The sequence below is a fragment of the Mesorhizobium sp. B2-8-9 genome (assembly GCF_006439475.1).
Lineage (GTDB): Bacteria > Pseudomonadota > Alphaproteobacteria > Rhizobiales > Rhizobiaceae > Mesorhizobium.
In genome coordinates, this window is sequence record NZ_VFTQ01000002.1 from 65,847 (window position 1) to 85,188 (window position 19,342).

The following is a 19,342-nucleotide window of genomic DNA, read 5'->3' on the forward strand; positions in this document are numbered from 1 at the left end:
GTTCCGACATTTTTCGGTTGTTGAACGCGGGCTTGCGACGCCTTCTTCTAAGTCCGCACGATAAGCGGCACCTGGCCTTCATGACGATCGGAAAGGAAGGCGGCGACACGGTCGCCGACCCGCTGGAAGGTCACATCGACGACCTTGTCCCCGACACTCAGATGCCGGAGCATCAGGGTGTCGATACCGATCGGCAGCCTCGGGCGCGTGACATGCAATTCGCCTTTCCAGCCATCGATTTCCAGGCCCAGACAGGCCTGCATCAGCATGAAGGTTGAGCCTGCCGACCAGGCTTGCGGCAGGCAGGCCACCGGATAGGCGATCGGCGCTTCGCCCGGCGCCCGGGCGAAACCGCAGAACAATTCGGGCAGCCGCATATTGAAATGAACGGCCGATTCGAAAGTGCCGCTCATCAGCCGCACAACGCTGTCGCGTTCGCCGTAGCGAGCGAGGCCCACGCCGCAAAGCGCAGTGTCGTGCGGCCAAATCGAGCCGTTGTGGTAGGACATCGGGTTGAAGAAAACCGCATCGTCGGCGAGCGTCCGCAGCCCCCAGCCGGAATGGAAGGCGGCCGACAGCAGTTGCTCGGCGACCAGCTTGGCGCGGTCGGGCTGCGGCAGCCCGACAAAAAGCAGGTGCCCGGCATTTGTCGTTCGAACCTTGCAGGGCTGGCCCTCGCCATCGATGGCCAAGGCGTAGAAATTCAGGTCGTCCAGCCAGAAATCGCGTTCCACGGCGATCCGCATTTCCTCGGCGCGGCCCTCCCAGTGCTCGGCGTCGGCGAATTCGCCGCGGCGGCGTGCGAGCGCCGCCATGCCGCGGAAGGCGGCAAAGACATAGCCCTGCACCTCGACCAGCGCGATCGGCCCCTTTGGGATGCGCCCATCGGCGTGGAAGACCGAATCGAAGCTGTCCTTCCACCCCTGGTTGGCGAGGCCTGACTCGGCGGCGCGCTGGTAGGTGACGAAACCGGTGGCGCGGCTCGCCTCCTCTGTCCAGTCGGCAGCGGCTTTCAGCGAAGGCCAAAGCTTGTCGATGAAGGCCATGTCGCCGGTGCGGTCGGCATAGGCGGAAGCCAGATGGATATAGAGCGGCGTGGTGTCGACGCCTCCGTAATAGCGGCCGAAAGGAAGCTCGCGCAGCGCCGCCATCTCGCCCTTGCGCGTCTCATGCATGATCTTGCCGGGCTGCGAATCCGAAAAGGGCGACGTTTCGGTCGCCTGGTGCTCGGCCAGAAAAGCAAGCACCCCGCGCGCCAGGCCGGGATTGAGCCAAAGCATCTGCAGGCTTGAGATCACGCCGTCGCGCCCGAACGCGGTCGAAAACCACGGGATGCCGGCATAGGGATAGGGGCCGGTCGGAAGCTCGGTGGTAAGCAGCGCCACGTCGGCGCGGGCGCGCTCGACCCAATCGTTGAACACGCGCCCCGAGCTGTGCACCGTGGCGCCGTGCCTGCGCTTGGCGCGCATGCCGAACCGCGCGCGCGCCGCCGCGGCGCGGAAGCGGTCGCGATCGGGCGGGTCGGCGATCGCGGGGCCGACCTCGACATAAAGCACCTTTCGGCTGCGCTTGGTTACGGCGATGAGGAAATCGGCGCGATTGTCGCTCAACTGGTCTGGCGCCTGCGAAAAGGAGATTGCCGAAAGTCGCGGCAAGCCGTCCAGGCCGTCATAGCCGAGCAGGACCGTGGTCTTGTCGGTCTTGGCGATATGCGTGGTGCCCCGCTTCACCCGGGTCGAGCCGCGCACCTCGAACATGTCGCGAAAGTCGGCGGCGAAATGCAGCGACGCGGTTATGGTGGAATGCTCGCGGCTGTAGTTGGAAAGCGTGATGCGCTCGAACAGCCTGTCCTGCCAGATCAGCCTGACGCGCTCGATATGGATCGCGCCCTGCGGCATATCGCGGCCGGCAGCGCTTTGAATAGGCAGGTTGGTCAGGTTGGACGTGAACAGCACATTGTCCTGGCTGAGCGATGCACCGAGCAGCGACATCGGCCTGCCGCCGATGGTCAGCCGGAATTCGGACAGCACGCGCGTGTCGTCGCGGAAAAACCCGTCGCCCGAACCCCTGATGTCGCCATAGGCGTCGGCGACGGCGAAGCAGTCGCCCTGCTTGAGGGCAAAAAGCCGGTGCGGTTCTCGCGGCGCCGTCTCGTCGAGCGAGGAAAGAGCCACGGCAGGATCGAGCTTGCGCTCGTCGAGCTCCGTCATTCGTCACCTCTTCGGTTGCCCCACCCTAGAGCATGATGCCGAAAAGTGTGAGGCGGTTTTCGGACGACATCATGCTCTATCTCTTTGATTTGGAGCCGGATTCAGATTTCAGGTCGAACAGACCTGAAATCATCCGGCTCTAGGCAGTCGGTCAGGAGGCCCTGGCCTCCGGCATGCCGGTCAGACGCATATAGGCAGAAAGGTAGTCGCGCGCCATTCTTGTCGCCGAGAACCTTTTCTCGAAGACCGCCCTCACCTGTCGCCGGTCGAGTTCGAGAAGCGCGGGCATCGATGCGACCGCATCGTCGGCATTGTCCACGACGAAGCCGGTGACGCCATTGTCGACGATCTCCGGCAGGGCGCCGTTGTCCCAGGCGATCACCGGTGTGCCGCAAGCCATGGCCTCGATCGCGACGAGGCCGAACGGTTCCGGCCAGTCGATCGGGAACAGCAGGCCTGCCGCGTTGCCCAGGAATTCGGCCTTCTCGTCTTCCGTGATCTCGCCGACATAGTCGATACGGTCGCCATCGATGAGCGCCTCGATATTATCGCGGAAATAGGCGCGGTCGTCGTCGCCGATCTTGGCCGCCAGCTTCAGCTTCAACCCGGACCGGCGCGCGATCTCGATGGCGCGGTCCGGCCGCTTGTCGCGCGACAGGCGGCCGAGGAAAGCGAGATACGGCTCTTCCCCATGTGGTTCATAGGTCGGCCGGTAGGCATCGAGCGGCAGTCCGTGATGGATCGTGGCCAGCCAGTTCGCATCCGGCAAACCGCGCTTCTGGCTGTGCGAGATCGAGATCATGGGGAAACGCGGGAAACGTTTGTAGGCAGGCGCCAGGTCGACATAGTCGAGCCTGCCATGCGGCGTCGTCACCGTGCGACCCGCGATCTGCTCGAAGAACGGAAAATGCAGGAAATGGCTGAGATGGAAATGAATGACGTCGAATTCGCCGGCGCGTTCGCGCACATCGGCGAGCATCGCCAGATGAGCGGCGATTTCCGATTTCTTCGGCCGCGGATCGAGGCGTATCGCCTGGTCGCGGCCTGGCACCAGTCGCGCCGATGTCTCGCTGTCACCGCTCGCGAACAGCGTGACGTCATGCCCGAGCTCGACGAGTGCTTGGGTGATGTAGAAGACGATCCGTTCCGTGCCGCCGTAAAGTTTCGGCGGCACGGCTTCATAAAGCGGCGCGACATGGGCTATGCGCATCTGGTCCCTCAGTTGTTGACGCGAGGCAAAATGCGTCAGCCGCGAGATCGTTCCTGCCCAATTGGTTGCGGGTTAGCCTCAGGACTTACGGCTGCGCCGTGCCAAAATGTTCGCCACCAGCAAAAGCAGGATGGATAGCGCCATCATTAGGGTCGCCGCGGCAGTGATGGCGGGCGAGAGTTTTTCGCGCAGGCCGATGAACATCTCGAGCGGCATGGTGCGCTGGCTGGCGCTGGCCAGGAACTGCACGACGACCACTTCGTCGAAGGAGGTGACGAAGGCGAAGGCCGCGCCCGAAAGCACGCCGGGCAGGATCAGCGGCAGCATGACGCGGAAGAACGACGTCAGGGGTTTGGCGCCGGAGATCGCCGCGGCTCGCATCAGGTTGCGGTCGAAGCCGGTCAGGCTAGCGCCTACCGTCACCACCACGAAGGGGCTGGCCAAGGCGGTATGCGCCAGGATGATGCCGGCATAAGTGCTGGCGAGCCCAACGCGGGCGTAGAATAGATAGGAACCGACGGCTGTGATCACCACTGGCACGATCAGCGGCGAAAGAAGCAGCGGCATGATAATGCGCCGACCCGGAAACTTCTCGTCGGAAAGCGCGATCGCCGTTAGTGTCCCGAGCGTCGTCGCGATCACCGTCGTCCCGAGGGCGATGATCAGGCTATTGCCGATCGCCGACTGCCAGCGCTGGGTGCCGAGCACGACCTCGTACCAACGCGTCGAGATGCCCTCCAGCGGGAAGATGAAGAAGGCGCCGCTGTTGAAGGAGAGCGGCACCGGGATGAGGATCGGCACCAACAGGAACAGGATGACCAGCCCGCACCAAATCCACAGCAGCGTGATGCGGATGCGTTCGCCTGTTGTGGGATAGGGAGAGAGCAGCATGGGCTACACCAGCTTCAGGCGGTCGAGGCCGAGGACGCGGGCAAAAATGCCGAACAGCGCCAAGGTGAAGACGAGCAGGATGAGGGACAGCGCCGCCGCCATCTCCCAGTTCAGTTCGACATTGACGTAGTTGGCAATGAAATTGCTGATCAACTGGTCGCTTGCCCCGCCTATCAGCGCCGGCGTGATGTAGTAGCCCAGGCACAGGATGAAGGTGAGCATGCAACCGGCCATTACGCCAGGGAACACCTGTGGGATATAGACGCGACGGAAGGCGGTGAAAGGCCTGGCGCCTAGCGAGTAGGCGGCCTTCATCTGCGAGGCCGGAATGGTGCGCATGACGCTGTAGATCGGCAGCAACGTGAACGGCAGCTGGATATGCGTCATGGCGATGATCAGGCCGACGCGGCTGTACATCAGGTCTAGCCGGTCGCTGGTGACGCCGATCAGGAGCAGGAAATCATTAACCAGGCCGAACTTCTGCAAAAGCACCGTCCAGGCCGCGGTACGCACCAGGATCGATGTCCAGAACGGCAACAGCACCGCGACGATCAGGATGGCGGCTAGCCCCTTCGGCACGTTGGCGATGAGATAGGCGAGCGGAAAGCCGAGGATCAACGTTGCTAACGTCACCGACGCCGCGACGAAGAAGGTGCGCAGGAACACCTGGATGAAGATCGCCTGCTCGGGTGGCTCCCGCTCGATGCCGCCATCGGCGTTCCAGCGCAGGTCGAGCGCGCTGAGCAGGTAGAACGAGGTGAGGCTGCTTGTGCCGCTCCGGATCGCCGGCCAGGTCGATGGCGCCGACCAGAACGGCACCGATTTCATGGCGTCGAGCGCGGCCTGGCCATCGGCGCTTTCGAGCTTGCGCACCGTCTTCAACACCTGGCTGCGGGCCCCAGGCAGCCGCGCGTTCAGGCTCTTGGCCAGTTCATAGGCCGTGCCCTTGGCCTGGTTTTCCTTGAGGTCCGCCGCCAACGCGGCGAAGGCGTCGTCGCCGGGAAGGCCCTGGCCGTTCCAGCCGGCCAGGGCCGCGGTCGTCTTGGGCAGTGCGTCCGCGATGGTCGGGTCATAGACCGCGCGCGACAAAAGCAGCACGATCGGAATACCGAAACTTAAGGCCAGAAGGACGAGCAGCGGCGCTGCCAGAAGCAACGAGCGCATCCGGTCGCCGAGTTCGGCGCGGCGGAGCGCTGCCGACACGGATTTCAGATCCGCGTCGGCGGCTGACCGGTCGCGGGCCAGCGTCGGCCGGTCGATTTCGCTGGGCTGGAACGCCGACATCCCGCCTTCCTACTGAGCAAGCCAGGCGTTGAAGCGCTTGACAAGGTCCTCGCCATAGTCGCCCCAGAACTCGGTGTCGGCGACGAGATAGGCGCCGGCGAGATGATCGGGAGCATTGGGTAGCTTCGGCAGCGCGTCGGGTGCGACGAAGGAAGCCGCGTCGGTGCGCACCGGCCCATAGGTGATGTAGCTTGCGAGCTTGGCGTTGTTCTCGGGCTTGCTGATATACGCGAGATATTTGTAGGCAAGCTCCGGATTGCGCGCGCCCTTCGGAATGCTGATCATGTCGTATTCGAGGATCTGGTTGTTCCAGACGATCTTGAACGGCTTCTTGTCGGTGTCGATCGCGTTCTGGATGCGGCCGTTCCAGGCGGTGGTCATCACCACTTCCTTGGAAGCGAGAAGCTGTGCCGGCTGCGCGCCGGCGTCCCACCAGACGATATCCTTCTTGATTGTGTCGAGCTTCTTGAACGCACGGTCAACGCCTTCCGGCGTGGCCAGCACCTTATAGACCTCGGCGGGTGCGACGCCGTCCGCCATCAGCGCCCATTCGAGGTTCTGCGCCGGGAACTTGCGCATGGCGCGCTTTCCCGGGAATTTCGTCGTGTCGAAGAGGTCGAGGACCGAGGTCGGAGCTTCCTTCAGCACGGTGGGGTCATAAGCAAGGATATCGCCGTAAGCATCGAGACCGACTCCACAATCCAGCGCCGAGCCTTCGATGAATTTGTCGCGCGGCCCGATCTTGGAATAGTCGAGCCGCTCGAGGATGCCGGCGTCGCAACCCTGCAGCACCGTCGCGGTCTCGACCGTCACCAAGTCGATCGGCACATTGCCGGTCTCAACCATCGCTTTGACCTTGCCGAGATCGCCGAGATACTCCTGCTCCAGGATTTTCGCGCCGGTCTCCTTGCTGAACGGCTCGAACCAGGCCTTGCGCTGCGCGTCCTGCCAGGCGCCGCCGCTCGCCATGATCGACAATTCGTCTGCGAAGGCGGCGCCGGTCATAGCCATGCAGGCTGTGGCGGCCGCGAGCGCGAATAGGCGTGTTCTCAACTGTGTCATTGCATTTTCCCCTGTTTTGGAATGGCGCCGCCCGTTCCGGCATCGGCCGGGAAGGCGCGGCAATCGTTGGGCGCGCAGGAGACCGTCACGGTCTCGCCGTTCGCCATCGTCGCTTCGGGGCCGACCTTGACGGTCAGCACCTGGTCGTTGGCGAGCCTCGCCAGCAGGCGCAGGTGATCGCCGAGATAGATGCGCCCATCGACGGTCGCCGCCAGCGCGTTGCCGCCACTGGCGGCAGCCGACAGGCTGAGCCGCTCGGGCCGGACGGCGACGTGGCAGGCGGCGCCTTGCGTCACCCCGACCGCCAGCGCGGTGATCTCGCCGCCGCCATTCAGCCTGACGCGGCACTCTCCACCCGAGACGCGTTCGACCACGCCTTCCAGCGTGTTGTTCTCGCCGATGAAGCTCGCCACGAATGAGCTTTGCGGGGTGTTGTAGAGATCGTCTGGCGAGCCCAATTGGGCGATGCCGCCATTGTTGAACACCGCGACGCGGTCCGACATCGTCAGCGCCTCGCTCTGGTCGTGCGTGACATAGACGATGGTGACGCCGAGCATGGTGTGGATCTGCTTGATTTCGAGCTGCATATGCTCGCGCAATTTCTTGTCGAGCGCGCCGAGCGGCTCGTCCATCAGCACCAGGTTCGGCTGAAAGACCAGCGCGCGAGCCAGCGCCACGCGCTGCTGCTGGCCGCCGGAAAGCTGCGTCGGGCGGCGGTCGCCGAATTGCTTCAGCCGCACCATGTCGAGCGCGCGACCCACACGGGCCGCGATGTCAGCCTTGCTCACCTGGCGGACGGAAAGCGGAAAGCCGACATTCTCCTCTACCGTCATATGCGGGAACAGCGCATAGTTCTGAAACACCATGCCGATATTGCGCTGGTAAGGCGGCAGCCGATCGACCGGCTGGCCCTCTAGCGTGATCGTGCCATGCGTCGGTCGCTCGAAGCCGGCGAGCATATTGAGCGTGGTGGTCTTGCCGGAGCCGGATGGGCCGAGCAGCGTCAGGAACTCGCCGCGCGCGACGGCAAGGTTCATCCGCGTCACCGCGAAGCTGCGTCCGTCATAGGACTTCTCGACGTCGGCGAATTCGACAAAGCCTTGGTTGGCGCTTGCCGACACGACGGTCTGGCCGGCGCTCATCGCGCGCCTTCCCGGCTGCCGCGAGGCGATTCGGTCTGCTGCTTGCGATCCATGCCTCGTCCTCCCGGAACCGGCCCGCTGAACAGGAAGCGTCCGGCTTGTATGGTCACACAATAAGGCTGAAAGTGACCATAGATGCGTACAACTTTCACCGTCAAGCGCAAAAATGCGACGTTGTGTGATAATTTTGATCGGATTGAGTGCCGTACAATCTCTATTGTATGGATCGTTGTCTTATGCTAGATGCCCGACAAGTGAGACGTCAGCCACAGTTCGAATCCCTCATGCTCGAAAATCTTCGCCTCACCGAGGATGAAAGTCCGGTCTATCGCCGTCTTGCCGACGCGATCGCCGAACGCATTGCCGACGGCACGCTTGCCGTCGGCGACCGGCTGCCGACGCAACGCGAGATCGCCCGTGCATTGGGCATCAATGTCACGACCGTGACGCGGGCACTGTCCACCTTGCAGGAGCAAGGCTTGCTCGAGGCGCGGCCCGGGCGCGGCACCACGGTCGCCGCCCGCGACATTGTCGAGCGTCCGGGATTCGTGTCGGCGCCGAGCGACCAGAGCGGTATCGTCGATCTTTCCGTCAACAGGCCGCCCACGTCAGCCTATCTCGACGCCGTCGCGGCGCTGATGCCGCGCCTTTCCAAGGATCGTCACTACGCCTCGCTGCAGGATTATCATCCGCCAGAGGGGCCGCTTTGGGGCCGTGCCGCGGTCGCCGATTGGCTGAAATCGGTCGCCGGCGATGGCGATCCCGGCCGCGTCGTGCTCGCAGCCGGCGCCCAACACGGCCTCGACTGCGTGCTCGGCGCCGTCACCAGGGATGGCGAAGTGATACTTGCCGACGAGGTGACCTATCAGGGCATCAACGCGCTGTGTCGCGTCCATGGTCTCGATCTGCGTGGCGTCGCGATGGATCGCGGCGGCATGCGTCCGGATGCCTTCGAGGCAGCTTGCGTTCAGCTCCGCCCCCGTGCCGTTTTTCTGGTGCCGACACTGCACAATCCGACGACGATCACGCTGAGCGAGGAGCGGCGGCATGAATTGGCGGCCGTCGCACGCCGTCACAACGTGCTGATCATCGAGGACGACGTCTACCGTCCATTGGCCGACGATCCGCCGCCCTCCTTCGCCAGCCTCGAGCCAGAGCTGACGATCCATCTCGGCGCATTGTCGAAATGCCTAGCGCCCGGCCTGCGCCTCGGCTTCGTCATCGCCCCGCGCCCGATCGCCGGCCAGGTCGCCGCGGCGCTCCGCATCAATTGCTGGAGCATCAGCCCGCTCACGGCGATGATCGGCGCCAGGCTGATCGAGGAAGGGGCTGCCGCCCGCATCATCGACATCCAGAAGCAGGAGTTGCGCCAGCGCCAGGCGATCTTGAGCGAAATCCTCGGCCGTTTCGACATTCAAAGCAACCCGATCTCGACGCATGCCTGGCTGCGCCTGCCCGAGCCCTGGCGTGGCGCCGGCTTTGCCCGCACCTGCCTGGAGCGCGGCGTCGCCGTGCTGCCGGGCGACGCTTTCGCCGTCGGGCGCGAGCCGGTGCAGCACGGCGTGCGCATCAATGTCGGCGCGGCGCGATCGCAGGAGGACCTGCGTTCGGCGCTGACCATCATGGCCGAGCTGCTCGCCGCTGGCCATCTGCAATTGCCGGGCTTCGTCTGAGGCCATGACCTCCGCGCCGAAATCAGTCGAGATCGCCATCATCGGCGCCGGCATCGTCGGGCTGGCTACGGCCTTGCGCCTTGCCGGCGAAGGACGCGAGGTCCTGGTCATCGACCCGAACGAGCCCGGCTCGGGCGCTTCGTTCGGCAATGCCGGCACGATCGCCGAATATGCCTGCATGCCGGTCGGTAATCCTGGTGTGCTGCGCGCGCTGCCGAAACTGCTGCTCGATCCCGACAGCCCGTTCTCGCTGCGCTGGGCAGCACTTTTCCAGCTCGCGCCATGGCTGGTTCGCTTTGTTCGCCAATCGCTGCCGGCGGCAACCCGAGCCAATGCGCTGGCGCTAGCCGGCCTGCTCGCAGAAGCCCTGCCGGCCTGGGGCGAAATGGTGCAGGAGGCCGGGCTTCAGGATCTGATGCGCCGAAACGGCTGCCTCTATGTCTACCGCCGCGACAGCGATTTTGCCGCCTCCGAGGGCGGACGGGCCTTGCGGGCCGAACTCGGCGTCCATCAGCAGGTTCTGACCGCCGATGAGGTGGCCGCGCTGGAGCCGCGGCTCGCGGCGTTCGAGGCCAAAGGCCTCTACTTCCCGGATTCGATCAATGTCAGCGATCCCAGGACGGTGATGGCGCGGCTGGCGGCAGCCGCTGCCGCCAAGAGCGCTCAATTCATGCGCGCGAGCGTGACCCGCCTCGCAGCGGGTGCCGGCGGCGTGCGGCTGAGCGGCCCAGGGCTTGTCATCGCGGCGCAAAAAGTGGTGATTGCGGCTGGCGCGCGATCCGGCCCGCTCGCGGCGCAGGCCGGCGACCGCATCCCACTGGACACCGAGCGCGGCTACCATCTGGAGTTTCCGACCACGGCACCTTTGCTCAACCGCCCGGTCTGCCCGGTCGATCTCGGCTTCTATATGACGCCGATGGACGGCAGGCTCCGGGTTGCCGGCACTGTCGAGCTCGGCGGGCTCAATGCGCCGCCCAATCCGCGCCGGCTGGCGCTGCTCGGTCGCGGCGTGCGGCAGTTTTTCCCCGACATCGGCAAGCCTTCGTCGCAATGGCTGGGCTTCAGGCCGTCGCTGCCGGACTCTCGCCCGGTGATCGGACCCTCGACGAAATCGCCTGATGTGATCTATGCCTTCGGCCATGGCCATCTGGGGCTGACGCTGGCCCCGGTGACAGCACGCTGGGTCGCCAGCTTAATCGCCGGCCGATCCCTGCCTTCGGCCGCCGATTTTTCCGCGGCGCGTTTCGGCTGAACGGGCGAGCCTGGCAATCGATTCCGATATGTCGAAATGCGAGCCTGTGGAGCGGCCTAAGCTTTCGGCCGGCCTATAATCAAATCAACTTGATTTTCCAAAGTGCCATTCTAGGGTTGCCGCGGCTGGTAACTATCTCATGATCCCCAAGAAAGCCATCTCCGGCACCAATCTCGAGCAGGCGAAATCGCACAACCGGCGTGTGGTGATCGAAGCGATCCGCATCAACGGCGCGCTGTCGCGGGCGGCGATCGCGAGGCTGACGGCGCTGTCGTCGCAGACCATTTCCAACATCGTCGAGGAATTGGAAGCGGCCGGGCTGCTGCAACCTGAAGCAACGCTGAAAGGCGCGCGCGGCCAACCCGCCGTCCCCTACTCGATCAACCCCGATGGCGGTTATTCGATCGGCCTGCAGCTCGACCACCAGCTGGCCGTCGGCGTCGTCACCGATCTCTCCGGCACCGTGCGCGCGCGCATCGAGAGAGATGTCGACCGCCCAACCCCCACGCAGGCCATGCCGCTGCTAGCCGCGATCTCGAGCGACCTGATCGCAAGCAGCCGGCTGGACCGCACCAGACTGCTCGGCATAGGGATGGCGATGCCCGGGCCGTTCGGCGTCGAAGGCATGACTTCGGTCGGCCCGACCGCCCTTCCAGGCTGGCAGGACTTTCCGGTAGCCGAAGAACTGGAGCGCCTGACCGGCATCGCCGTGATCGTCGAGAACGACGCCACAGCGGCGGCAGTAGGCGAGCGGCTTTATGGCGTTGCCCGCAAGCTCGACAGCTTCGTCTATCTCTTCATCGGAACAGGCCTCGGCGCCGGCCTCTTCCTCGACGGCCATCTCTACAAGGGCAGCCGCCACAATGCCGGCGAGATCGGCCACATCATCGTGCGGCCGGGCGGCCTGCCCTGCGATTGCGGCAAGCGCGGCTGCCTGGAGCGCTACGTCTCGCTGCGCGCCGCCTATGACAGGCTCGACCTGCCGGATCCGGACCATGCCTCACCCGACCTGCTGGAAGAGCTTTTGGCAAGCGGCGACAGCCGCTTCGAAGCATGGCTCGCCGAGGCGGTCGAGCCATTGCGGCAGGCGATCGACGTCCTTGAAATGGCGCTCGATCCCGAGACCGTCGTGCTCGGCGGCTTCATGCCGCTGCCGGTGATCGAGGCACTGGCCGGCCGGCTGGAACCGCTCCATCTCTCGGTGAGCTCGACCAGCGCCCGTACCACGCCGCGCGTCGTGGTCGGCGCCGCGGGAAAGGACACATCCGTCCTCGGCGCCGCGGCCCTGCCGATCTTCTCGGAAACCAACCCGCAATTCGACGTGCTGCAGAAGCCGTTGGGCTGATACGTCGGCGTTGAGCCAGGTTCCTACGAGGAGCCGGGTGCCGCAGCGGTCACCCGCCACACCGTGTTGCCGACATCGTCGGCGATCAGCAGCGCGCCGGACTTATCAACGGCAACACCGACCGGGCGGCCCCTCGCCTCGCCCTTGTCGTTGAGGAAGCCGGTGACGACATCCTGCGCCATGCCGTTGGGATGCCCGCCGCTGAACGGCACGAAGACGACCTTGTAGCCGTTGAAGCGGGAGCGGTTCCAGCTGCCATGCTCGCCGACAAAGGCGCCGCCGCGATAGGATTGCGGCAGGTTGTTCGCGGTATAGAAGGCAAGCCCGAGCGGCGCGACATGCGAGCTCAGCGCGTAGTCCGGCGGGATGGCCTTCGCCACCATGTCCGGCCGCTGCGGCATCACGCGCGGATCGACATGCTGGCCATAGTAGCTGTAGGGCCAGCCATAGAAGGCGCCGTCCTTCACCGAGGTCATGTAATCCGGCACCAGGTTCGGCCCGAGCTCGTCGCGCTCGTTGACAACCGTCCAAAGCGCCTTGCTTTCAGGTTCGAACGTCAGGCCGTTGGGATTGCGCAGCCCGCTGGCGAAAATGCGCGAGCGGCCGGTGGCGCGGTCGACCTCCCAGATCGCAGCGCGGTCCTTCTCGGCCTGGATGCCGTTCTCGGTGATGTTGGAGTTCGAGCCGACGCCGACATAGAGCAGCGAACCGTCTGGGCTCGCCACCAGGCTCTTCGTCCAGTGGTGATCGATCGGCCCGCCCGGCAGTTCCGTCAGCACCTTGCCCGGCGCCGTGATCTTCGTGTCGCCCGGCTGATAGGGATAGCGCATGATGGCATCGGTGTTGGCGACATAGAAGTCGTTGCCGACCAGCGCCACGCCGAAGGGCGCGTTGAGATGGTCGAGAAACACGCCCTGGTAATCCGGCTTGCCGTCGCCATTGGTGTCGCGCAAGATCGTGATGCGGTTGCTCGGGCCGGTGTCGCCGCCAGAGGTGACCCAGCTTTCGACCAGACCCATGACGATGTCCTTCGGCCGCTTGACCGACGCTTCTTTCGGGGCCTTGGACTCCACCACCAGGATGTCGCCATTGGGCAGCATGTAAACCGAACGCGGATGCTGAAGCCCCTTGGCCATCGCCTCGATCTGCAGGCCTTGCGCGACCGTCGGCTTTTCATCGTTCTTCCAGCCGACCACCGAGGCAAGATGCATCGGCGGGAATAGGTATTGCGTTATCTCCGGCAGTTTCGGATTCGGGCCGATCTGTGCGTTCGGGTCGGTGTTGTCATCGCTGCAGCCGGCAACGCCCAGGGCCATTGCGCAGCAAAGCGCCGCGGTCGTCCATTTGATTGCGCTGTCAAGTCGCCTCATCGGCCACTCCTACATGATGGCGATAGACCAGAGCCCAGCCGAGCCAGCCGGTGAAGATCAAGATAATCACCACCAGCGCCGACAAGATCAGCCCGGTCGGCACCACGGACGTCCAGGCATCGCGCGTGTGGACGAGCATGTTGAAGAAGGACAGCACGAGCACGACGAGGTTACCTCCCATGTGCAGCCATGCGATCGGCTGAGCGCGTATCTTGCGGTCCCCAAGAAAGTCGGTAAGTCCTGCAATGGCGGCCAGGATGGCGACAATGACACCCACGGTCAGCAGCCAGGCCGAGAAATTGGCCCAGGTCATTTCCGCTGTCCGCCAGTAGGCAATATCGGTGAGCAAGGTCCCGACGAAACAGGCGATCGGGATGGTGACAAGCATGGGATGGATGGGATGGCCGGCAATGCTCGCCGTGGATTGCGGATTTTCCATGCGGAAGCTCCTTTCCGCGCTGCAGCTTGGATGTAACAGCGCAAAAAGGCGAATGTTCCGCCGGAATTCTCGCGCTCACCGGAAGGTGAACGTCCGATTGTCAGCCCGCAGGCTACCGCTGGCTAGGCCTTCGCGGCTTGGTCAGCTCCGCGGGTGGACCTGCGGTATCGCCTCGTCGAGCGAGCGCTCAAACGCATCGACCAAGGCGTCGACCTGCGCCTCGGTGATGATCAACGGCGGACAGAAGGCGATCGCGTCGCCCATATTGCGCGAGATGACGCCGTTCCGCTGCAGCAAGCCATTGACCAGCGCGCCGAGCGCTGCCGGCTTGCCCCAGGGAGCCTTGGTTGCCTTGTCGGCGACGAGCTCGACGGCGGCGATGAGACCGACGCCGCGCACCTCGCCTACCAGCGGATGCGAGGCGAGTTGGCTGAGTCGCGCCTGCAGATGCGCGCCGACCTTGCGCGCATTGCCGACCAGGTCGCGCTCCTCGATCAGCTTGATGTTCTCCAGCGCGACGGCGGCTGCGACCGGATGACCGCCGCCGGTGAAGCCGTGGCCGAACGTGCCGATGCGGTCGCTCTCGTCGGCGATCGGCTCGAACACACGATCGTTGATCAGCAGCGCCGAGATCGGCAGGTAGGAGGACGAGATCTGCTTCGACAGCACCATGATGTCGGGCTTGATGCCGAAGGTCTGCGAGCCGAACATCTCGCCGGTGCGGCCGAAACCACAGATCACCTCGTCTGCCACCAGCAGGATGTCGTATTTCGCCAGCACCGCCTGGATCTTCTCCCAATAGCCGGCAGGCGGCACGACGACGCCGCCGGCGCCCATGATCGGCTCGCCGATGAAGGCGGCGATCGTTTCGGGACCCTCGGCAAGGATGAGCTTTTCCAAATCGCCGGCGAGCCGCGCGGAAAACTGTTCCTCGTTCTCGTCAGGCTCCGCCTCGCGCCAGTGGTGCGGCGTCGACGTGTGCAGGATGTTGGCGATCGGCAGGTCGAAGGAGAGATGGTTGTTGGGCAGGCCGGTCAGGCTTGCCGACGCGATGGTGACGCCATGATAGCCGCGCTTGCGGCTGATGATCTTCTTGCGCGCCGGCTGTCCAAGCGCGTTCGATCGATACCAGATCATCTTGATCGCGGTGTCGTTGGCCTCGGAGCCGGAATTGGTGAAATAGGCCTTGTTCATCGGCACCGGCGCCATCTGCACCAGCTTCTCCGCGAGATCGATCAGCGGCGAATGCGCCTTGGAGCCGAAGTCGTGATAGAAGGGCAGCTTCGACATCTGTTTTGTCGCCGCTTCGACCAGCCGCTTTTCCGAGAAACCGACGGCGACGCTCCACAGGCCCGCCATCGCCTCGATGTAGCGGTTGCCGGCAATGTCCTCGACATAGATGCCGTCGCCCTTTTCGATGATCAGCGGACCGGTTTCCTGATGCTTGCGGGCGTTGGTATAGCCATGCATGTGATAGCGGATGTCGCGGGCTTCAGGCGAATTCGGTGTGGCGTCCATCGTGATGGCTCCTGTGTGCAGGCGTCAAAGCGGAATAGGACCGCTCCTCTGATCGAAAAGTCCGAAGATTCCGCCTTGCATTGTGGCGGTTGATGCCTCATCGCGCCGGCTGATCGCAAGAGCCGCGACGTCGGGATCGATAGCGCCAACAAGCTTCGGCCTGTCTCGGCAATGATATAAGTGACGCAGCAGGATCAGGACGTGGAGCAGGTCGATTGCATCATCGGGGGCGCCGGCGTGATCGGTCTGGCGATTGCGCGCAAATTGGCGGCGCTTGGCCTCGAAACCCTGATCGTCGAAGCGGCGGACACCATCGGCACCGAAACAAGTTCGCGCAACTCCGAAGTCATCCACGCCGGCATCTATTACCCGCAGGGTTCGCTGAAAGCCCGGCTCTGCGTCGCGGGACGCGATATGCTCTATCGCTACTGCGCCGACCATTCGGTCCCTCATCGCCGCTGCGGCAAGCTGATTGTTGCGACCGACGAGACGCAGGAACCGGTGCTGGCCGCCATTCGCGCCAACGCCGCGGCCTGCGGTGTCGATGACCTGCGCTTCCTCACCGCCGAGGAGGCGCAAGCGCTGGAGCCGGCGCTGCATTGCACCGCAGCACTACTCTCGCCCTCGACCGGCATTGTCGACAGTCACGGGCTGATGCTTGCCCTGCTCGGCGATGCCGAGGGGAGCGGCGCAATGCTCTCGCTCAACACCCGCATCGTCTCCGGCCGCGTCGAGCCCGGCCGCATCGTGCTGCGGACGATGGATTCCGCGAGCGGCGGAGAATTCGAGATTGCCGCACCGCGCTTCATCAATGCGGCCGGTCTCGGCGCGGTCGCGCTTGCCGGCTCGATCGAAGGCTTCGGCCGGCAATTCCTGCCGGCGCTTCGCTACGCCAAGGGCAATTATTTCTCGATTGCCGGGCGGGCGCCGTTTTCACATCTGGTCTATCCCGTGCCCGAGCCTGGCGGCCTCGGCGTCCATCTGACCCTCGACCTTGCCGGCACCGCCCGTTTCGGGCCTGATGTCGAGTGGACGGACACAATCGACTATCGCGTCGATCCGGCGCGCGGCGAGCGCTTCTATGCCCAAATCCGCAAATACTGGCCCGATCTGGCCGACGACAGCCTGCAGGCAGCCTATAGCGGCATCCGGCCGAAACTGTCAGGCCCGGGCGACGCCAACAGCGACTTCGTGATCCAGGGTGCCGCAACGCATGGCATCGACGGCCTGGTCAACCTCTTCGGCATCGAAAGTCCCGGCCTGACCTCCAGCCTGGCGATCGCCGACCATGTGGTGCGCATCGTCGCGTCGTAGATCACGCAAGCCGCGCTGCATGCCACTTCAGATGATCGTCCATGAAGGTCGAGATGAAGTTGTAGGAATGGTCGTAGCCTTCCTGCATGCGCAGGGTGAGGTCGATCCCTGCCTTCTTGCAGGACTCTTCGAGCAGCCATGGGCGGAGGCCATCCTGCAGGAAGCCGTCCGCCGTACCCTGGTCCATCAGGAATTCCGGATATCGCTTGCCGTCCTCGATCAACAGCGTCGCGTCATAGGCGCGCCAGATCTTTTCGTCCGATCCGAGATATTTTTCGAAAGCCGGCCGCGACCACCCGGCCGTCGACGGCTGCACGATCGGCGCGAAGGCCGAGCAGCTCCGGTAGCGCTGCGGATTCTTGAGCGCGATCGTCAGCGCGCCATGTCCGCCCATCGAATGGCCGAAGATGGCCTGGCGTGACATGTCGGCGGGGAAGTTAGCGGCGACGAGCGCCGGCAATTCCTCGGCGATATAGGAATACATCCGGTAGTTCTTCGCATAGGGCTCTTGCGTCGCGTCGAGATAGAAGCCGGCGCCGCAGCCGAACTGCCAATTGTCCTTTTCGTCCGGAACGTCGGGTCCGCGCGGGCTGGTGTCGGGACACACGACGACCAGCCCGAGCTCGGACGCCATCCGCCGGTACTCGCCCTTGTCCATGACATTTGCGTGCGTGCAGGTGAGGCCCGACAGGTACCACAGGACCGGGAGCCGCCCGTCCTTGGCTTGCGGCGGTACGAATACCGCAAAGGTCATGTCGCAGGCGCAGCCTTCGGAAGCGTGCGAATAGACGCCCTGGATTCCGCCATGCGATTTGGAGATGGAAACGACCTTCATCAGCCCTGCCTCTCGCGGGAAAATCTCAATCCGGCATAACCGCCGGCCGGAGCCTACGCAACCACACGCTTCGCAAAACGGTCGGGCGATGGAACAGGCCCGGCGCTAGTTAGCCCCGCCGGAGCAACAGCGGCCTGTGCCGCCGCCCATCGATGCATCGCCGAGGGGAAGACGCGCGTTGCACGTCCGATTATCTGAACGCCCTTTTGGCTTTCCTTGTTTGAGGTCGTCGGCCGCGGGAGTAATAGTCGCGTCGGAATTCATGAGGAGGAGACAATGACGCTGAACTTCGACCCGAGGGCGAAGGCCGCCATGCTCTACCATGGCGAATTCCGGCCGATGTTCATCGGCGGCAAGTGGGTCGCGGCGCAATCCGGCCAGCAGATGCAGGCGCTGAACCCGGCGACGGGCGAAGTGCTGGCGACGGTGCCGCGCGGCGGAGCCGCCGATATCGACGCTGCGGTTGCCGCGGCACGCGCGGCCTTCGAGGGCCCCTGGTCGAAATTCTCGCCTTATGAGCGGCAATGCGTGCTTCTGCGGATCGCCGACCTGTTCGAGAAGCATTGGGAAGAGCTCAGCGTCTCCGACACGCTCGACATGGGATTGCCGATCACCCGCACGCTGGCCAACCGGCGCCGGGTCATCGGCATGCTGCGCTTCTATGGCGGCATGGCGACCGCGCTGCACGGCGAGACGATCGACAATTCCATCCCCGGCGAGATCGTCACCTTCACCCGGCGCGAGCCGGTCGGCGTCGTCGGCGCGATCATTCCCTGGAATGCGCCCACTGCCGCCTCGATCTGGAAGATCGCGCCGGCTCTGGCAACCGGCTGCACCATCGTGCTGAAGCCGTCGGAGGAGGCATCGCTGACGCCGCTCTTGATCGCGCGGCTGATGCAGGAGGCCGGCGTTCCAGACGGCGTCGTCAACATCGTCACCGGGACCGGCGCCGAGGCCGGCGCGCGCCTTGCCGAGCACCCGGATGTCAACAAGATCGTCTTCACCGGCTCGACGCTGACCGGCCAGGCGATCGCCCGCGCCGGCGTCGCCAACCTCAAGCGCATCTCGCTCGAGCTCGGCGGCAAGTCGCCGATCATCGTCTGCCGCGACGCCGATATCGATAAGGCCGTCCCGGTCGCGGCGATGGCGGTGTTTGTGCATTCGGGCCAGATCTGCATTGCCGGCTCGCGCCTGTTCGTGGCGCGCGAGATCCATGACGAGTTCGTGCGCCGGGTCGCCGAGTTTGCCGGCAAGCTTCGCGTCGGCCACGGCATCGAGGCGGAGACGGAAATCGGGCCGCTGATCAATGCCAGGCAGGCCGGCAAGGTGGAGAGCTACATCAAGGCGGGCAGCGACGAAGGCGCCAAACTGGTCGCCGGCGGCTCGCGGCTGACGGGCGAGCTCTATGACGGCGGCAACTTCATCGCCCCGACCGTCTTCGGCGCAGTGTCGGACAAGATGACGATCGCGCGCGAAGAAATTTTCGGGCCGGTCATCTCCGCGATGCCCTTCGACACGCTGGATGAGGTTGTCGCGCGTGCCAACGCGACGCCTTACGGCCTCGCGGCCGGCATCTTCACCACCAATCTCGGCGCCGCGCACAAGCTCGCACGTCGCGTCAAGGCCGGCTCGGTCTGGGTCAACATGTATCACGCCATCGACCCGGCCGTGCCGTTCGGCGGCATGAAGATGTCCGGCTACGGCCGCGAAGGCGGCATCGAGCATCTGCACGAATACCTTGAGACGAAGGCGGTCTGGATCCAGACAGATTGATATTCAGGTGCGGCCGCCTGGGAC

Annotated in this window: 15 protein-coding genes; 5 read left to right on the forward strand and 10 right to left on the reverse strand. The window is 64.5% G+C overall.

What is annotated here, in order from left to right; translation table 11 throughout:
* Positions 1 to 47 precede the first annotated feature (47 nt).
* The 6 genes from FJ423_RS02665 to FJ423_RS02690 all read right to left on the reverse strand — a co-directional run bounded on the left by FJ423_RS02665 (position 48) and on the right by FJ423_RS02690 (position 7,799).
* Positions 48 to 2,210, reverse strand: a complete 2,163-nt coding sequence (locus tag FJ423_RS02665; RefSeq protein WP_095769803.1) for an amylo-alpha-1,6-glucosidase — start codon at positions 2,208 to 2,210, stop codon at positions 48 to 50.
* A gap of 151 nt (positions 2,211 to 2,361) precedes the next feature.
* Entirely contained in the window at positions 2,362 to 3,420 is a 1,059-nt protein-coding gene (locus tag FJ423_RS02670) for a glycosyltransferase family 4 protein (RefSeq protein WP_140838982.1), read from the reverse strand.
* A gap of 78 nt (positions 3,421 to 3,498) precedes the next feature.
* A complete protein-coding gene (locus tag FJ423_RS02675; protein WP_140838984.1) occupies positions 3,499 to 4,311 on the reverse strand; it encodes an ABC transporter permease in 813 nt (270 codons plus the stop codon).
* 3 nt (positions 4,312 to 4,314) lie between these two features.
* Positions 4,315 to 5,595 (reverse strand): ABC transporter permease, encoded by a 1,281-nt coding sequence (locus tag FJ423_RS02680; RefSeq protein WP_140838986.1) that lies wholly within the window; start codon positions 5,593 to 5,595, stop codon positions 4,315 to 4,317.
* Between the two features lie 9 nt (positions 5,596 to 5,604).
* Positions 5,605 to 6,657, reverse strand: a complete 1,053-nt coding sequence (locus tag FJ423_RS02685; RefSeq protein ID WP_140838988.1) for an ABC transporter substrate-binding protein — start codon at positions 6,655 to 6,657, stop codon at positions 5,605 to 5,607.
* The gene (locus tag FJ423_RS02690) at positions 6,654 to 7,799 is read right to left on the reverse strand and encodes an ABC transporter ATP-binding protein (RefSeq protein ID WP_140838990.1); all 1,146 of its coding nucleotides are present in this window, start codon (positions 7,797 to 7,799) and stop codon (positions 6,654 to 6,656) included. The genes FJ423_RS02685 and FJ423_RS02690 overlap by 4 nt, the downstream gene beginning before the upstream one ends.
* A 284-nt stretch (positions 7,800 to 8,083) precedes the next feature.
* Between FJ423_RS02690 and FJ423_RS02695 the strand changes: the two genes are divergently transcribed.
* From FJ423_RS02695 to FJ423_RS02705, 3 genes are all read left to right on the forward strand, one after another.
* Entirely contained in the window at positions 8,084 to 9,472 is a 1,389-nt protein-coding gene (locus FJ423_RS02695; protein WP_140838992.1) for a PLP-dependent aminotransferase family protein, read from the forward strand.
* 4 nt (positions 9,473 to 9,476) lie between these two features.
* Positions 9,477 to 10,724: an FAD-dependent oxidoreductase gene (locus tag FJ423_RS02700; RefSeq protein WP_140838994.1), complete on the forward strand. Its 1,248-nt coding sequence runs from the start codon at positions 9,477 to 9,479 to the stop codon at positions 10,722 to 10,724.
* Positions 10,725 to 10,863: 139 nt separating this feature from the next.
* The gene (locus FJ423_RS02705) at positions 10,864 to 12,069 is read left to right on the forward strand and encodes an ROK family transcriptional regulator (protein ID WP_140838997.1); all 1,206 of its coding nucleotides are present in this window, start codon (positions 10,864 to 10,866) and stop codon (positions 12,067 to 12,069) included.
* A gap of 23 nt (positions 12,070 to 12,092) precedes the next feature.
* Here FJ423_RS02705 and FJ423_RS02710 read toward each other — a convergent pair whose 3' ends face one another.
* From FJ423_RS02710 to FJ423_RS02720, 3 genes are all read right to left on the reverse strand, one after another.
* Positions 12,093 to 13,385 (reverse strand): sorbosone dehydrogenase family protein, encoded by a 1,293-nt coding sequence (locus FJ423_RS02710; RefSeq protein WP_246680084.1) that lies wholly within the window; start codon positions 13,383 to 13,385, stop codon positions 12,093 to 12,095.
* A gap of 40 nt (positions 13,386 to 13,425) precedes the next feature.
* Positions 13,426 to 13,878: a DUF2231 domain-containing protein gene (locus FJ423_RS02715; protein ID WP_140839001.1), complete on the reverse strand. Its 453-nt coding sequence runs from the start codon at positions 13,876 to 13,878 to the stop codon at positions 13,426 to 13,428.
* A 141-nt stretch (positions 13,879 to 14,019) separates the two neighbouring features.
* Positions 14,020 to 15,396, reverse strand: a complete 1,377-nt coding sequence (locus FJ423_RS02720; RefSeq protein WP_140839003.1) for an aspartate aminotransferase family protein — start codon at positions 15,394 to 15,396, stop codon at positions 14,020 to 14,022.
* Between the two features lie 201 nt (positions 15,397 to 15,597).
* Between FJ423_RS02720 and FJ423_RS02725 the strand changes: the two genes are divergently transcribed.
* Positions 15,598 to 16,710 (forward strand): NAD(P)/FAD-dependent oxidoreductase, encoded by a 1,113-nt coding sequence (locus FJ423_RS02725; RefSeq protein ID WP_140839490.1) that lies wholly within the window; start codon positions 15,598 to 15,600, stop codon positions 16,708 to 16,710.
* 1 nt (position 16,711) lies between these two features.
* Here FJ423_RS02725 and fghA read toward each other — a convergent pair whose 3' ends face one another.
* On the reverse strand, positions 16,712 to 17,545 hold the full coding sequence (fghA, locus tag FJ423_RS02730) for an S-formylglutathione hydrolase (RefSeq protein WP_140839005.1): 834 nt from the start codon (positions 17,543 to 17,545) through the stop codon (positions 16,712 to 16,714).
* Between the two features lie 276 nt (positions 17,546 to 17,821).
* Here fghA and FJ423_RS02735 point away from each other — a divergent pair, with 276 nt between their 5' ends.
* Entirely contained in the window at positions 17,822 to 19,318 is a 1,497-nt protein-coding gene (locus tag FJ423_RS02735; protein ID WP_140839007.1) for an aldehyde dehydrogenase family protein, read from the forward strand.
* Positions 19,319 to 19,342 lie beyond the last annotated feature (24 nt).

Coding starts and splice junctions, on each gene's coding strand:
- FJ423_RS02680 (WP_140838986.1), bottom strand. CDS start 5,595: ATGTCGGCGTTCCAGCCCAGCGAAATCGACCGGCCGACGCTGGCCCGC.
- FJ423_RS02715 (WP_140839001.1), bottom strand. CDS start 13,878: ATGGAAAATCCGCAATCCACGGCGAGCATTGCCGGCCATCCCATCCAT.
- FJ423_RS02735 (WP_140839007.1), top strand. CDS start 17,822: ATGACGCTGAACTTCGACCCGAGGGCGAAGGCCGCCATGCTCTACCAT.
- FJ423_RS02670 (WP_140838982.1), bottom strand. CDS start 3,420: ATGCGCATAGCCCATGTCGCGCCGCTTTATGAAGCCGTGCCGCCGAAA.
- FJ423_RS02690 (WP_140838990.1), bottom strand. CDS start 7,799: ATGAGCGCCGGCCAGACCGTCGTGTCGGCAAGCGCCAACCAAGGCTTT.
- FJ423_RS02710 (WP_246680084.1), bottom strand. CDS start 13,385: ATGGCCCTGGGCGTTGCCGGCTGCAGCGATGACAACACCGACCCGAAC.
- FJ423_RS02720 (WP_140839003.1), bottom strand. CDS start 15,396: ATGGACGCCACACCGAATTCGCCTGAAGCCCGCGACATCCGCTATCAC.
- FJ423_RS02685 (WP_140838988.1), bottom strand. CDS start 6,657: ATGACACAGTTGAGAACACGCCTATTCGCGCTCGCGGCCGCCACAGCC.
- FJ423_RS02665 (WP_095769803.1), bottom strand. CDS start 2,210: ATGACGGAGCTCGACGAGCGCAAGCTCGATCCTGCCGTGGCTCTTTCC.
- FJ423_RS02705 (WP_140838997.1), top strand. CDS start 10,864: ATGATCCCCAAGAAAGCCATCTCCGGCACCAATCTCGAGCAGGCGAAA.
- fghA (WP_140839005.1), bottom strand. CDS start 17,545: ATGAAGGTCGTTTCCATCTCCAAATCGCATGGCGGAATCCAGGGCGTC.
- FJ423_RS02695 (WP_140838992.1), top strand. CDS start 8,084: ATGCTCGAAAATCTTCGCCTCACCGAGGATGAAAGTCCGGTCTATCGC.
- FJ423_RS02675 (WP_140838984.1), bottom strand. CDS start 4,311: ATGCTGCTCTCTCCCTATCCCACAACAGGCGAACGCATCCGCATCACG.
- FJ423_RS02700 (WP_140838994.1), top strand. CDS start 9,477: ATGACCTCCGCGCCGAAATCAGTCGAGATCGCCATCATCGGCGCCGGC.